We start from the raw sequence: 15,284 nt of genomic DNA, 5'->3' as shown, positions 1-15,284 counted from the left end.
CGGCCGCCGCCGGTCAAGAGTCAGCCCAGCCGCGAGCAGCCGGGACCGCTCAGCAGGCTGTGGCCGCCGGGGCCGGGCGTGAGCGTGAGATGCGCGTCGATGCGTTCGCGCAGCGTCTTCACGTGGGAGATGACGCCGACGAGCTTGCCCCTCTCGCGCAGGCGGTTCAGGCAGTCGAGCACGGTCTCCAGCGTTTCTTCGTCGAGCGTGCCGAAGCCCTCGTCGAGGAACAGCGAGTCCACTTTCACTTCCCTCATGCCGTGCGACAGGGCCAGAGCCAGCGCCAGGCTGACGATGAAGCTCTCGCCGCCGGAGAGGTTGCGCGAGGTGCGCACTTCGCCGCCCTGCCAGAGGTCGACGACGTCGAGGCGCAGGGCGTCGTCGGCCGCCACCTTGAGGCGGTAACGCTCGGAAAGCTGTTCGAGCTGCAGGTTGGCGGCCCGCACGAGGCGGCGGAAGGTGAGGCCCTGCACGTAGCGGCTGAACTGGTCGCCGGAGGCGGAGCCGATCCGGTCGTTGAGGTCGCTCCAGAGTTCGTAGACTTTCCGCCGGCGCGCTTCGGCTTCCCGCAGCTCGCCCAGACGGCGGCGACATTCGTCGTCGTGGCGCAGCATCTGCTCGTCGGCGCCGCGGTTCTTGAGCAGCTCGGTCAGCTCGTTTCCGCACGCCTCGAGCGCGGCCGTAAGGTCGGCGGCGGCGAGCTCGGGCACGGGACCGAGCGCGCGCTCTTCCTCGTCGAGCAGCAGCGCCTGCGAGCGCAGCGCTTCTTCGCGCCGCTGCAATTCTTCGAGACGAGCGCGCAGAGCCGCGACAACTTCTTCGGAAAGCGCGGCGGCCCGCCACGCGGATTCTTCCGCAAAGCCGAGGCGCTTCAATCTCTCGGCAAACTGCGCCTGAGCTGCGGCGAGCTCGCCGCTCAGCGCCGCCAGATCTTCGCGCACGCCTGCCAGTTCGGTCTCGGTACGGGCGGCGTCGAGGGCGCTCTGATGGCGGAGCGCGTCCGCCTCGGCCAACGAGCTCTCGGCGGCGGCAAGTTTTTCTTTCAGCTTCGCGGCTTCCGCCTCGGGACGGCGTTCGCCGAACAGCTCGCGCCGCGCCCGCTGGCGCGCTTCCAGATTTTCCTGTCCGCGGGCCAGCGTTTCGCGCGCGTCCAGGAGCGAACGCTGCGCCGTCTGCCCCATCGTGGAAAGACGCTTGTGCTCCATCTGCCGGGCGGCGATCTTTTCCTGCATGGAGGCGAGCTTGCGTTCCAGATCGGTCACTTTCCGCGCCGCTTTTTCGGCGTTCTGATGAAGCTTCAACTCTTCTTCCTGAAGCACGCTGCGCTGATAGGGCGCGGGATGATGGACGGCGCCGCAAAGCGGACAGGGCTTGCCCTCTTCGAGGCGGGAACTGAGCATGCTGAGGTCGGCGCGGTACATGGCCGCCATCGCCTGTTCCTTTTCTTCGCGCGCCCCGGCGAGGCTTTTGTTCATCGCCTCGGCTTCGAACTTGAACTGATTCAGCTCGGCCAGCACGGCGATGTCCTGCGCGTCGCCGGCGGCGAAGGAACTTTCCAGCTCGGCGATGCGGGTCTCCTGTTCGTGGCAGCGCAGGGCGTGACTTTCGATCTCGCGGTCGAGGTCGTGGACTTTGGTCCACAGTTCGGCCTGCTCGCCGTGTTCTTTCTTCAAAAGCGCCAGATCCTCCGCGGCGCTGACGCGCCGGCGTTCCGCGTCTTCGCGCCGCTGCGCGCCGGCGGCGGCGTCTTTTTCGAGGCGTTCCAGATCGCCCGCGGCGGCGTCGAGGCGCGAGCGGCCGCGCGTCAAAGCGGCATAAAGGTCGCCTGCCTGCGCGGCTCGCTCGGCCCGCGCCAGATCTTCGGCCTGCGGCGCAAAAGCCGTCTGCTCCCCGTTCAGTTCGCAACGCGCCTGTTCGTATTCCGCCCGGCGCGCCAAGAGGGCGTCGCGGCGGTCATACCAGTCCAGCGCCTGCCGAAGCGTTTTTTCCCGCGCGCGCAGTTCCTTCTCGCGCGTCTCGCTGACGGCGGCGCGCCGCTGCGCCGCGGCGCGGACTTCCTCGGCCAGCGGGGCGTGTTCGGCCTGCGAGGAACGGATCTGCTCCAGCTCGAATCTCTCGCGCTTGGTTCGGTCGTAGACTTCGCGCGAGATCCGCCGGTAGATTTCCGCGCCCGTCAGCTCTTCGAGCAGTTTGGCGCGGTCGGCGCCGTCGGCCTGCAGGAAGGCCGCGAAGCCGCCCTGCGGCAGCATGACGGTGCGCGTGAAGCGCTCGAAATCGAGACGGCAGACTTCCTCCACCTTTTTGGCCATGGAGCTGACGCTGTCGGCCAGCACTTCTTCGCCGCCGCCGAGCCGCGAGAAACGGCACTTCGGCGCCTGCCACTCCCGGGCCGCGCCCTTGCGGGAGGATTTTTTCTGCGACCAGAAGGCGCTGTAGCGCTCGCCGCCGATCTCGAAGACCGCTTCGGCGAAACACTCGCGCTCGCCGCGGGTCATGATCTCGTTGCCGGAGGTGTTGACGCGCTCCAGGCGCGGCGTGCGGCCGTAAAGCGCCAGGCACACGGCGTCGAGCAGCGTGCTCTTGCCCGCGCCGGTGGGGCCGGTGATGGCGAACAGGCCGCCGCGGAATTCCGGCGACTCGAAATCGACGTTCCACTCTCCGGCGAGAGAGTTGAGGTTCTTGAAATGAAGGCGGCATAGTCTCATCGCGCCGCCTCCGTCCGCACGGCTTCGAGCGCCTCGAGATACGCGCCCGTCAGCGCCTCCGCTTCCGCGCCCTCAATCTGGTGCTCGTTCAGATAGAGCCTGAAGACTTCGCGCGGCGACCAGTCCTCGTTCAGGTCGCCCGCGCCGGAAAAAGCGTCCGCCGGCCCCGCGCCCGCCACTTTGACGCGCAGGATCTTCACCGCGCCGCCGCTCAGCTCGCGGATACGGTCGTTCAGTCCCTGAGCGCCCTCGTCGGCGCAGTCCGCTTCGACCCAGACGGAGCGGCCGGACCGTTCGAGTTCGCTCAAAGCGGCGGCGATCTCGTCGAAGGAGCCTTTCAGGCGGCGGATCTCCTGCCACACGGGCACGTCGATCGCGCGCACCGAAACGGCGCGCCCGTCGAAATCGACGACGCAGACCTGCTTTTTCTGCCCCGCCTCGCCGAAGCCCATGCACAGCGGCGCGCCGCAATAACGGCGGCTCTCGAGCCCGCCGCAGATCTGCGGCGCGTGCAGGTGCCCCAGCGCCAGATAATCGACGTTTTCGGGAAAGGCCGACAGCGGCACCGCGCCCAGCGAACCGACCGCCAGGTCGCGCACGCCGTCGTCGGCGCGCACGGTTCCGCCGGCGGCAAAGCAGTGCCCCAGGGCGACGACGGGGATATCGCGCCCCGCGCGCCGCGTTTCGGCCAGCGCGCACACGGCGGCGTAATGCTTCGCGAAGCCGTCCAGTTCGGCGCGCGCGATCGCGTCGGCGTCTTCGCCGACAAGCGCGCCGCAGAGGTCGCGCGAGCGCAGAAACGGCACGGCGCAGCACAGCGCGCCCGTTTTCCCTTGCGCGTCCGGCAGCTCGAAAAGCTCCGCGCCGGGCTCCGCCGCCGGCGCGCCCACGACGTGGACGTCGAGACGGTCCAGCAGCTCCCGGGGCGAGTCGAGCAGCGCCGCCGAATCGTGATTGCCGGCCACGATCACCGCGCTGCGGCAGGGCGTGCGCGACAGTCCCGTGAGAAAACGGTAATAAAGGCTCTGCGCCCACAAGGGCGGCGTGTAGGAATCAAAAACGTCCCCCGCCACGACGAGCGCGTCGACACGTTCGCAAATCAGCGTATCCGTCAGCCAGTCGAGAAACTGGCGGAATTCGTCGGCCCGCTCCTGGCCGCAGAGCTTGCGTCCCAGATGCCAGTCCGACGTGTGAAGGATTCTCATCGATCAGCCTCCTCATGGAGCGCCGTCTTTCGCGAAACGGCGATCCTGCGGTACAATAATCATAACACAGCGGAGGACGCAGAGGTTTCACTCTCAAAACAGGAGGAATGAAAAAATGCTCGGCGCGATTCTCGGCGATTTCTGCGGCGCTCAGTACGAGAGCCGTTGTTCCCGTTACGACGGTTCGCGGCCGCTGCTCAACGGCGGCTGCCGTTTCACCGACGACTCGATCCTCACTTTCGCCACTGCGGAAACGCTGCTCGGCGGCGACCGCAGCGCGGAACGCTTCGCCCGCGGCTACATGGAATGGGGCCGCGCTTATCCGAACCGCGGCTATGGACGCGGCTTCCGCCTCTGGCTCGAAAACGGCGAGCTGGCCCGAAACGACAGCTTCGGCAACGGCTCGGCCATGCGCGTTTCCCCCGTCGGCTGGGCGGCGCGCACGCGCGACGAGGCCCTTGAACTGGCGCGCGCCAGCGCCCTTTACACGCACGGGCATCCCGAAGGCGTCAAGGGCGCGCAGATCATCGCCGCCGCCGTTTTCACGCTGCGTCAGGGAGCGTCCAACGACGAGCTGAAAAATTATCTCGAGGCGACGTTCGGCTGCGACCTGAGCACGCCAGTAGCGCAGATCATGGCGCAGGGCTATGCGTTCAGCGCCGCCTGCCAGGGCAGCGTGCCCCAGGCCGTGCGCTGCTTCCTCGAAAGCTCGTCCTACGAGGACGCCGTCGCCAAAGCGCTGCTTCTCAACGGCGACACCGACACGCAGGCCGACATGGCCGGCGCGCTGGCGCAGGTCCGCTTCGGCGTGCCGGAGGCGATGCGCGCGGTGGCGCTGGCGGCCATGGACGAAAAGATGAAAGCCGTGCTGCTGGCTTTCGAAGGACGCTTCATGGGCGGCGCGCCGTTGCAACAAATTGGGGCAAAAGGCTTTTTTCGTCCGCCCCTGGAGAGATGAGACAAATAAACCTATTGCTGAATTTTCGCCCCTTCTTCCAGAGAAAGCGGAAGAGGGGCGATTCTTCGCGCCGCATGAAATTTTCGCGCCGCCGGATTTTTCCGATTTCCGCCCTTGCGCTTTGAGGCGAAAGCGCTTATAAAGTACCACGTAACGATCACCGATCTTCCCAGAAAGGGGGGGCGAGATGAACGTCCTCTTGCTGCTCGACCGCGCTTCGGATTCGATTTTCGACAGCCCCGAAACCGCCGAGCTTTTCGAAGAACTGGAAAATAAAGGCTACCGCCTGCAGCGTCCGGAATTGGAGGGAAGCCTTGTCGACATGCTGGAGCAGCGCCCCGAAGCCGCCGGCGCGATCATCGACTGGGACACGATGGGCGGCGAACTGTACGCTTCTATGGGGGAACTGAACGAGCGCCTGCCCTTTTTCGCTCTGACCAGCCCGGGGGCCGCCAAGGAACTGCAGCCGCCGGACAAGGACAAACTGACGCTGGCCTTCGTGCCGCTGCCCTGCCGCAACGCCGAGAGAACCGCGGCGAAAATCGACCGCGCCGTGCGCCGCTATTTCGAGCTGCTGCTGCCGCCGTTCACGCGCGCGCTGTTCAAGTTCGCCGACGCGAAGAAGAACACCTTCTGTACCACGGGGCACCTGCTCGGCTCGGCGTTCCGCCATCACGCCATGGGCTGGGCTTACTACAAATTCTACGGAGCCAACGCCTTCCGCGCCGACACGTCGGTGTCGGTGCCCGACATGGGCTCGCTGCTGGAACACACCGGCGTGCACAAAGACGCCGAAGAGCTGATCGCCCGCGCCTTCAACGCCGACCGCAGCTACATCGTCACCAACGGTACGTCCACGGCCAACAAGATCGTCGGCATGTACTGCGTGTCGCAGGGCGACACGGTGCTGATCGACCGCAACTGCCACAAGTCGATGACGCACCTGCTGATGATGTGCGACGTGGTGCCCATTTATTTGCTGCCGACGCGTAACGCCTACGGCATGATCGGCGGCATCCCCGCCGACGAGTTCACGTCCGAGGCCATCCATTACAAACTTTCCCAGCGCGACGACGCCACCTGGCCCACCTACGCGGTCATCAGCGACAGCACTTACGACGGGCTGCTCTACGACTGCAGCTGGATCAAGGCCAACCTGCCGGTGAAAAAAATTCATTTCGACAGCGCCTGGTCGCCCTACGCGCCGTTCAACCAAATCTACGAGAACAAGTTCGGCATGTGCGGCGAAGCGACGGCCGGCAAGACCATTTTTGAAACGCAGTCGGCGCACAAGATGCTGGCCTCCTTCGCGCAGGCGAGTTACGTCCACGTCAAGGGCGAGTACGACGCATCCGTGCTCGACGAGGTTTACATGATGCACACCACCACCTCGGCCAACTATCCCATCGTCGCCAGCGCCGAGACGGGCGCGGCGATGATGACGGGCAACCAGGGACGGCGGCTGCTGCAGAACTCCATCGACCGCGCCATGACTTTCCGCCGCGAGCTGGCGCGCCTGCACGACGAATGCAGCACGTGGTTCTTCAAGTGCTGGCAGCCCGACGACATTTCCGAGACCAAATGCTGGCCCATCTCCCGCGGCGAACGCTGGCACGGTTTCCTCGGCGCCGACGAGGACTTCAACTACCTCGACCCGATCCGCGTCTCCGTGCTCACGCCCGGCATGGATCCCACGGGACAGCTCATGGAAGAGGGCATCCCCGCCGCTGTGGTGTCGCGCTACCTCAACAATCACGGCGTCGTCACCGAGAAGACGGGGCCGTACCACATGCTGTTCCTGTTCGCGCTCGGCGTCGACGAGCTGCGCACCAAGGCGCTGCTGCGAGCGCTTCAGGATTTCAAGCGCGACTACGACAACGACGTTCCCATCCGCGAGGCCATGCCCGACCTGTTCAAGCTCGATCCCGTGTTTTACATGAACATGTCGCTGCAGCAGCTCACGCGCGGCCTGCACCGCGTGATGCGCAAACGCGACCTGCCCAAGCTGATGTACCACGCCTACGACGATCTGCCGGAGATGGAATACACGCCGTACCAGGCCTTTCAGAAAAACCTGCGCGGCGAAACGCACGAGGTGCCGCTGGCGGAACTGCTCGGCCAAGTCAGCGCCGACATGATCCTGCCCTACCCGCCCGGCGTGCCGCTGGTCATGCCCGGCGAGAAAGTCACCGAGAAGAGCGCCGCCGTGCTGGATTACCTGAACATGCTCTGCGAGACGGGCGAACTGTTCCCCGGCTTCGACACCGAGATTCACGGCGCTTACCGCCGCAAGGACGGCTATTACGTCAAGGTGCTCGACGAAGAATGAGCGCGCGGCGCACCGCAGGCGCAAAGACAAAATTGATGTGCCCGGGAGGGGTTTTCATGAAAAAACTGATGGCGCTGTTCATCGTCATGCTGTGCGCCCGTTCGGCCTTCGCTACGGAGATCCGCACCAAAGCGCTGACCGTCGTCTTTCCCGAAACATGGGACGCCGCAGTCCGCGCCGACGACAGCGTAACGCTGACCGCCGCCAACAAAAAGACCGTGATCACGCTGACGGCTCAGGCAGTGGCCAGCGCTCGGGAAAAGGCCGACCTCGATCCGCAGACGGTCGCCGGATACCTTGCCGAGCAGCTTCGCGAAGGCGGCGCCCAAACCAGCGCCGTCTCCGCCGCGGCGGACGGTTCCTGCTCGTTCACCGTCGCGGGGAAAGACTCGCGCAGTCAAACCGAGACGAAAAGCCGTTTCCGCTTCGCGATCGAAAACGGCGCGTGGTTCGTCACGCAGATCGTCAAGGACGGCGACACGCCCGAAACGGAACGTATCCTCAGCTCGATTCGTTATCATTGACGGCCGCCGCTGCATGTTCCGCGCGGCACGCTTTCGCTTCATACAGAAAGAGCGCCCGCGAACCTGTTCGCGGGCGCTCTTCCTTTGTGCCGCAGAGCTTGCGCCGGGATCCTCCGTTCCTCGGGGAAAAATCGCAATTTCCGAAAGCTCAGTGTAAAATGGAACAAACTGCCGCGGCGGCAAGCCGACTTTTTGTCTTCCGAGGTGCGCTGTGCTGAATTTCCTTTCCTCACTGATCTCTTTCGTCGTCGCCCATTCGCTGCTTCTGAGCGCGTTGGGCTTTATTCTGCTGCGCCAGCGCCTGTCGCATCGGCTCAGCGTCTTTCTGGTGGAGAAATATTTTCCCGCCGCGCCCGCCGCGCCGCTGCCCGTCCGCCGCTACGACGGCTGGTTCGACCGGATCACGCACGCGATCCCCGATTACATCGACGACACGGTGATGCGGCGGGCGCGGGAGCAGCGCGTGGCCGAGCAGGTGCGGCGGCGCTTTCTCGAACTGGTGATCGTCAGCCTCTTCAAGTCCTTCACGACGCTCGTCGTCTTCCTGACGGGCTACGCGCTGGCGCGTCTGCACGTGATCAGCGTCGCCTCGCTGGGATTCGTGGTGCGCGCCCTCTCGCTCGGCATCGCCATGCAGAATCTTTACTACTACTTCACCCGCTGGGACTTTCCGCTCAAAAAGGTCAGGGAGATCTACGGCGAATTCGGCTTCAACCTGGTGCGTTTCATCGAGGTGCAGATCTTCGCGCGCGTCTACCGGGAAGCCTGCGCCCGGATCGACCGGAGCGTGCAGGGGCTCGGCCGGTGGCAGCGCTGGGCTTACCGCTTCATGGGCAGCGGCACGGAATGTTACGCGCGGGCCATCTCGCAGCAGGCGCTGGACGAGAACCGCCGCTTCATCCGCTTGATCGCCGTGCTGGCGCCGCTGTCGCTGTGCTGTTATTACGCCGTGATGCGCCTGTTCCTCGCGCCGCTGGTGGCGCGCCTGACGGGCGAGCGGTTTTTCCGCTTCGTTTACGTCGCCCCGGCCGCGGGGCTGCTGCAGTTCTGCGCGGATCATCCGCTGCTCGCCGTTTCGGCCCTGCTGGCCGGCTGGGGGCTGTTCCACGAGCGGAGCCGCCTCGCGCGCCTTTGCGCGCCGCTGTGGCGCCGGCTCGCGGCCAAGCTCAAGCCGTTTCTGCCCGATTAAAAAAGGAGTTCACCGAAAAATTTTCGTGAACTCCTTTTTGTTTTACGTTTTTTCCGCAACGTTCAGCGGAAGTCGCCCAGATGCGTCTTCCTGCCCGGTTCCCTGGTGAAGGGCGCGTAAATGCGCAGATGCGTGATATGGTCGAAGGCGTGGTCGTCCTTGCCGGCTGCGGCGTTAAAACGCCGCCATTCGCCGCCGTCGACGCGGCACATCACCAGCGAGCGGCGGCCGTACGTGGACCAGAAATCCCACAGTTTCTCCAGCGCCTGCGCTCCCGGCGTGAAAACGCCCTTGAAAAGCGGCGCGCGCGCCGTCATCTTTTCGCCGTCGAGAGAACGGACGATCATCCACTGCGTCTTTTCCCACGCCGATTTCATCTCCGGCGAGAACGAATGCTCCCAGGGAATGATCTGGAAGCCGCCGATGTCGCCGACGTCGCTCGTGCTCACGCAGATCACGCCGCAGTGGTTGGCGCGCAGGGCGCTGCGGCGCTGGAACTTGCTGCCGCCGAAGCGTCCCACGCCGCGGAAGGGGCGCTCCACGGAGGCGATCGCCTTGCCGCCGCCGCGCCAGTACGCCCGCACCTCGCCGCCGGCGCGGTTTTCGAAGTCGAACATGTAGGGTCCGTCGAGGTCTTCCGTCACCGACACCACCAGCGTCTCGCCGGGTTCGGGCAGCTGAGCCGCCGTCAGCTCGCGCAGCGTGCCGTCGGCGCGGCGCACGCGCGCCCGGTCGCCCACCACCGGCGCCCAGCCGCCGAACAGCCCCGCACCGGCCGGACAGTCGATCACGAACGCCGCCGACGCGCCCGCCGCGGGAGCGATCGTCTCCGCCGGCACAAGGCTGACGATGCGCCCCTTTTCGTTCTCCACGGAAACCGTCAGGTGGATCGCGTTCACCGCCGTGGCCGCCACGGTGCCGGGTTCGGCCCAGGCGCTGGCCGTGTAGCCGGGATATCGCGTGGCCGTGGGCACGCGCAGCACTTTGCCGAGATCTTTCGTCTGTCCGTTGGGGCGGACGGCACGCGCCATGCCGCCCGCCGCCGCGGGGATCTCGAGCCGGAAGATCTCCTCCGGCCGCGCCCAGGCCGGGACGCAGAGCCAGATCAGCCACATCGCCGTTATCAGTTTCTTCACTTCTATCGACCGCCTTCACTCTGTTTCTGTTTGCCGCTTCATATTGTAGCACCGCCGCCCGCCGATGGGAAAGCGCCCCCGCTCCCCGCCGGGGGTCCCAAAAGAAAGAAGCCGCCTCAAAATCTCGATCGAGGCGGCTTCTTCGCCGTTGTTCTCCGCTTTGAAGTTTTATCTGCCCAGATCCAGCATCACGGCGTTTTTGCCGAAGACCCAGCCGGCGCCGAAGGAGCCTTTCACCTGATACCAGCCGCCCTGCGAGCCGACGACTTCAGCCGTTTCGTTGCTGAGGCGGCCGATGACTTTGGACCCTTTGTCGGCGTTCGGCACGTCGCGCACGTTGTTGCTGCCGCGCAGGTAGACGAACTTCCGTCTCGACTCGGCTTGCGCCGCGGCCAGCTCCGTCTTGGCCCGCTCAAGCCGGGCGTTCAGCGCCGCGATCCGTTCGTCGCGCGCGGCGCTTTGAGCGGTCAGTTTCCTGATCTCTTCGTCCTTGGCGGCACTGACCGCCGTCAGCTCGCCGATCTTCTGCTCGCGCTCGGCCACGAGCCCCATCTGCTCCCGCACCTTGCCGTCCGTTTCGGCGATCCTCGCGTCCTTCGCTTTCACCTCTTCGGCGATCTGCTGATAGGCGGGATCGTTGGCACGGGCGTCGCGGAACCTCTCCGCCATCACGCCCTTGTCGTAATACCACACGGCGGCGCCGCCGGCTCCGGCCGCCGCCATCATGGCGATCACGGCGACGGAGAGCGGCAGTTTCTTCACGGGCGTTTCCTCACCGGCCCTCACCAGCGCGCTGCTCAGCAGCGCGGAGAGCGCGTACAGCAGCAGCGCGATCCATGAGAACGCGTAATACTCAGGCCAGATCAGTTCGCCCCCCAGCGAGACGAACATCGCCGCCAGCAGCAGCCAGGTGGAAAAGCGCAGGCCGCAGAGCGCCAGCAGGCCGCCCGCAAGGCCAAGCGCCGCCGTCACCGCGGCGCACAGCGTCTTCTCGTCCAGATCGCCCAGCGCGGCCAGGCAGAAACCGCCGCCGAACTTTTCGCCAAGAACGCGGCACGCCCCGCTCTGATAAAGCGAAATAGCCGCAGCCGCCAGCGCGAAAATAAAGGCGAAAACATAGGCCGACGTGTAACGGCGTCCCGCCCGGGCCGCGTCCACCGCCGCACCGGGCCAGGAAACCGCGCCGGCGACAAGGCAGAGGACAAAAGCCCCCCAGGACGCGGGGAACCAGACGTCCCAGTGAAGCTGGGCCACCGCGCAGACCACGGCCGCAACGGTCAAAAACAGCGTAGCGCCGGCACGCTTCGCCAGCGCCAGCAGGCCGCCCAACAAGGCCAGAGCCGCCGCGGCAAGCGCGCTTAACAATTTGGCGTCGAGCGAGGGAAGATTCTTATACCATTCGAGATCGACGAAGTGCGCCTGCACGACCGGCCACATGCCGCTCTGCCAGAGCGTATAACCTGCCGCCGCCAACGCCAGCAGGAACCCCCAGAGGCGCGAACAGCCCGCCTTCGGGGCCGGCATTCCATCCTCCGCCGCGGCGAGCTCATCTTTCACTTCGCGGTCAAACGCCGTCGCCGGAGCGGGATCGGCCATTTCCGGCTCCTTGCCGACATATTCCTCGTCTCCGTATTCGTCCTCCGCGCCGCGGACCTTCATGCCCATCAGTGCGGCCGCCGCGAACAGCACCGCCGAAGCGCGAACGTAGGGATAGACGATTTTCAGCCTGAACTCGCAGTACAAAGAGATCCCCGCCGCCGCGAACAGCAGCAGCGCCGCAAGCTTTTTCCTGAACAGGACCAGCAACGCCCCCAGCACCGCCAGAGCGGAAGAAGCGACGACGCACATCGACTTGGGATCGAGCGAAGCGAAGTCCTTCAGCCAGCCAAGCTCAAAACCGCTTTCCATGATCATGGCGAGACAGCCGCTGTAACACAGGGACAGCGCCGCTCCGGCGGCCGCCAGCAAAAAAGCGAACACGTGCATGATGAAATTCCTCCTCTGTTCGGACCGCAACACTCAGCCCGCAATCACACGATCGTTCGAAAATTATAGCCGATCTTCGTTCATAATACCATAAAAACGGCGGCGCCTTCGCAGCGCCGCGCGAAAAACGAGCTTGCCCATCCGCCCGCGGCCGGCGCCGCTTCACCCCTTTGGGCGATGACCGGCCGGTATGTTTCTGCTACACTACAATCGTTTTTTCGAAACGCCGGCCCCATCACAACATCGACGAAGGAGGAAGCTTCATGAAGAAAATCATCGGCGCCGTTTTGGTCCTGCTGGGAATCGGAACGGGCGCTCTCGTCTGGAAGATGCATAACGACATGCCGAAAGCGCAGGAACAGCTGGCCGCCGCCGCGTTCCTCGGCGAGCCGGCCGTCCTGCCGGAAAACGAAGGCCGCCTGGTCGTGTGCGGCGGCGTTCTGGAGATGACCGCGCCGGCGGTGGACGAAGAGCTGAACGTCACGCTGCGCTCGCCCAAGACCGAGCGCCTGACCGAACGTTACGAAAGAGTCGGTACGGACGGCAAAAACAAATACGAGTGCAAGAAAATCTATTCCGGAGCGCTGGGCAGCCGCACGCTCGTCGGCGAAGCCAAGCTCGGCGCCTTCGTCCTGGCGCCGGAACTGCTCAGGACCCTGCCGACGCCGGCGTTCTGCCGGGAGTTCGACGGCGGGGAACTCGCGCGCGCCGGACTGGTAACGTACGGCAAGCTCCTCGGCAACGAGCGCTATCTGTCGCACACCAAGGGCAACGTGCGCGGCGCGCTGCGCTTCTCCTACCGCATCTCCGACCTCGGCGGTCGCCAGGTCACGGTGAAAGCCGTTCAGAAGGACGGCGCGCTCCATCCCGCGCCCGATCAGGCGCCGTGCGTTCTGGAAGGCATCCTCAGCCGTGAGGAAGTGCTGAAAGACAGCGAAGAATCCGGCGTCATGGGGCTTGCGACCGGCGCAGTCATCGCCGCGCTGCTCCTCGCCGCGGGCGTCGCCACGTTCCGCCGCGGCTGAGCCGCTCCGCCGCATCCCGTGAAACAAAAGAAAGGCCGGCCCGCGATGAAGTGAAATTTCATCGCGGGCCGGCCTTTCTTTGGACGGAGACTGCCTCGGGGCCGCCACGAACGCTCCAAGCGGCGTCGGTCACGATTGCGTGTACAGGTCGCCCATGCGGCGCAGCCAGCTGCCGAAGCGCTGTTTGAGCGTGACTTTCGGCTGGGGCGCTTCGGGCAAAGGCAGAGGGGCGACCGGCGCGCGGCGGCGCGGCTTGCGGCGCTCGTGCGGGGCGCTCGGCGCGGTACGGGCGGCGGGGGCTTCTTTTTTGAGCGGCGGCACGAGCGCGCTTTCGCGCGCGGCGCGGTCAAGCAGCAGCAACGCCAGCGCCTGCTCGGCGATTTTCTTGCCGGGAGCGGTCATGCAGGCGGCCAGATCGCCCTTGACGAACAGGCCGGTGCGGTACAGGCGCAGGTCTTCGCTGCCGCCGGCGCGCAGCGACAGGATCTCGGCGGGGCCGCGGCGCGAGCTTTTCAGACGCTCTTCCAGCAGCAGGTCGGGACGGACGTTCTGCGGCGACATGCCGGCAGGCGCGCTCAGCTTCAGCTCGCGCAGCACGTCCTTCCAGCGCCGGGTCTGCGTGACGGCCCTGAACAGGGCCAGCAGGCGGGCCTGATTTTCGCCGAGGCCGGGCACTTCGGTGCAGAACCGGTCGCCGAAAAAGACGCGGGCGCGGCGCATTTCGTCCTGCCCGGCAACGGAGGCGATCTCGACGCGCAGATCTTTCTCGCCGCCGCGCTCGCAGACGGCGCGAAAGGCGCTCTCCAGACGGGCCTGCAGCTGAGGCAGGTCGGCGTTCAGCCGCCCGCTTTCCCCGAGGGCGTCGGCGGCGAGCAGCTGCAGCATTTTCCAGGCGGCGGCCTGGCCGGCGGCGCGCTTGCTCTGGCCGCTGCCGCTGACGATCGGTTCGCCGCTCAGCTGCAGTTCCACGAAGAACAGCGGGCTTTTGCCGCCCGGCGAGGGCAGATCGACGTAATGGGGCTGGCCGATGCCGAGGCGCTCGCAGCAGGTCTGCAGACGGCCTTTCAGCTCGGGGCTGTTTTTCAGGCCGGCAAGCTCCAGGTCCCTGAAAGCGTCGGCGCCGCGCTTCGTCTGCCGGACGGCGGCTTTGCCCACCTCGCGGACCAGGGCTTTCAGCGCGTCCTTCTTCGACGGGCCGCCGGCTTCGGCGACGCGGATGCCGTTTCGAAACGCCGCGGCGGTGAACACCGGCTTGTGCTCGGGACCGTCTTTGGCGACGATGCGGTATTCCACGCCGTCGCGGACGAGGACGGGCTTTTCCGCGGCGGCGTTTTCGGCCTCGCTCGCGCCGGCCGCACTGCGGCCGCGGGGTGGCTGCCCATGGCGGGGCAGGACGCGGCGGTAGCGGGCGCGCAGCACGACGGCGCGCTTTTTCTGTTCCTCGGCGGAAGCGTGACTGAGGCGGCACATGGCGTCGCGCGCGGCGTTGCGCTCCGCCTCGGTGCGGTCGGCGCCGAGGCCCGTGCCCGAGGGCTCTTTGTCGAGGGAGACGGTGCTCTCGAAGATGATCTTGCCGTTGGCGCGGCGGCGCATCGTGCTGTAGCGCGGCGCGCCGAGCTTTTCGTACGAGCAGTCGCGCTCGAGGTGGCGGCGCGAATCGAAGCCCGCGCCCTGGTCGGGGTAGTCGGCAAAGCTCTGCAGCAGCGCGCGCACGGCGTCCAGCCCGCCGTCGAGAAAAAAGGCGCCGGCCACGGCTTCGACCGAGTCTTCCACCATGGCGTCGGAAACTTCCACGCCCTCGCACACGCGCAGCATCCGGTCGAAGCCGGCTTCGTAGCCCCAGGCGCTGAGATTGCGGCCGCAGACCAATTTGGAGCGCTCGATGGTCATAAAGCCTTCGTCGGCCTCGGGATATTCCTGGTAGAGTGCCTCGCCGACCAGCAGCCCCAAGGCGGCGTCGCCAAGGAATTCGAGGCGTTCGTTGTTCATGCTCGGGCTCTGGCCGCCGGCGCCGGAGCGCTGCGTGAAGGCCAGGCGCAGCAGCTCGGGATCGCGGAACTGATAGCCGGTGCGCTTCTGCAGGCTGTCGGCGCGCTGCCAGAATTCCTTGGGCATGTTTTTTTCGTTCATCCATTCACCTCCTTTCGACGATCTTTACGCGCCGGATCCGCCGACGCTTCGCAACAAGACGATTCTAACACACCGCGCGCCGCCGCACAAAAAACGC

At 65.9% G+C, this 15,284-nt stretch carries 10 protein-coding genes; 5 read left to right on the top strand and 5 right to left on the bottom strand.

Annotation, left to right across the window (positions count from 1 at the left end):
• Nucleotides 1–20: 20 nt before the first annotated feature.
• A complete protein-coding gene (locus B0D78_RS05920) occupies nucleotides 21–2,705 on the bottom strand; it encodes an AAA family ATPase (protein ID WP_078016063.1) in 2,685 nt (894 codons plus the stop codon).
• Nucleotides 2,702–3,910, bottom strand: a complete 1,209-nt coding sequence (locus B0D78_RS05915) for an exonuclease SbcCD subunit D C-terminal domain-containing protein (RefSeq protein WP_078016062.1) — start codon at nucleotides 3,908–3,910, stop codon at nucleotides 2,702–2,704. Before B0D78_RS05915 ends, B0D78_RS05920 begins: the two co-directional genes overlap by 4 nt.
• Nucleotides 3,911–4,025: 115 nt before the next feature.
• Between B0D78_RS05915 and B0D78_RS05910 the strand changes: the two genes are divergently transcribed.
• From B0D78_RS05910 to B0D78_RS05895, 4 genes are all read left to right on the top strand, one after another.
• The gene (locus B0D78_RS05910; RefSeq protein ID WP_078016061.1) at nucleotides 4,026–4,868 is read left to right on the top strand and encodes an ADP-ribosylglycohydrolase family protein; all 843 of its coding nucleotides are present in this window, start codon (nucleotides 4,026–4,028) and stop codon (nucleotides 4,866–4,868) included.
• A gap of 187 nt (nucleotides 4,869–5,055) precedes the next feature.
• Nucleotides 5,056–7,197, top strand: coding sequence for a lysine decarboxylase LdcC (ldcC, locus tag B0D78_RS05905; protein ID WP_078016060.1), 2,142 nt, complete (start codon nucleotides 5,056–5,058; stop codon nucleotides 7,195–7,197).
• Between the two features lie 56 nt (nucleotides 7,198–7,253).
• On the top strand, nucleotides 7,254–7,721 hold the full coding sequence (locus B0D78_RS05900; RefSeq protein WP_143521752.1) for a hypothetical protein: 468 nt from the start codon (nucleotides 7,254–7,256) through the stop codon (nucleotides 7,719–7,721).
• 211 nt (nucleotides 7,722–7,932) lie between these two features.
• Complete coding sequence (locus B0D78_RS05895) at nucleotides 7,933–8,910, top strand: hypothetical protein (RefSeq protein WP_078016057.1); 978 nt, start codon at nucleotides 7,933–7,935, stop codon at nucleotides 8,908–8,910.
• Between the two features lie 62 nt (nucleotides 8,911–8,972).
• On the opposite strand, the gene B0D78_RS05890 is transcribed toward B0D78_RS05895, so the two are convergent.
• Nucleotides 8,973–10,046, bottom strand: coding sequence for a hypothetical protein (locus B0D78_RS05890; RefSeq protein WP_143521750.1), 1,074 nt, complete (start codon nucleotides 10,044–10,046; stop codon nucleotides 8,973–8,975).
• Nucleotides 10,047–10,214: 168 nt separating this feature from the next.
• Nucleotides 10,215–12,032: a hypothetical protein gene (locus B0D78_RS05885; protein WP_078016054.1), complete on the bottom strand. Its 1,818-nt coding sequence runs from the start codon at nucleotides 12,030–12,032 to the stop codon at nucleotides 10,215–10,217.
• Between the two features lie 263 nt (nucleotides 12,033–12,295).
• Between B0D78_RS05885 and B0D78_RS05880 the strand changes: the two genes are divergently transcribed.
• On the top strand, nucleotides 12,296–13,057 hold the full coding sequence (locus B0D78_RS05880; RefSeq protein ID WP_078016053.1) for a hypothetical protein: 762 nt from the start codon (nucleotides 12,296–12,298) through the stop codon (nucleotides 13,055–13,057).
• A gap of 129 nt (nucleotides 13,058–13,186) precedes the next feature.
• Here the strand turns inward: B0D78_RS05880 and B0D78_RS05875 are convergent, their stop codons facing one another.
• Nucleotides 13,187–15,187 (bottom strand): putative dsRNA-binding protein, encoded by a 2,001-nt coding sequence (locus tag B0D78_RS05875; protein ID WP_078016052.1) that lies wholly within the window; start codon nucleotides 15,185–15,187, stop codon nucleotides 13,187–13,189.
• Nucleotides 15,188–15,284 lie beyond the last annotated feature (97 nt).

Source organism: Pyramidobacter sp. C12-8, assembly GCF_002007215.1.
Lineage (GTDB): Bacteria > Synergistota > Synergistia > Synergistales > Dethiosulfovibrionaceae > Pyramidobacter.
Note: the sequence above shows the minus strand (reverse complement) of the source record. Positions and strands in the feature narration are given on the sequence as shown.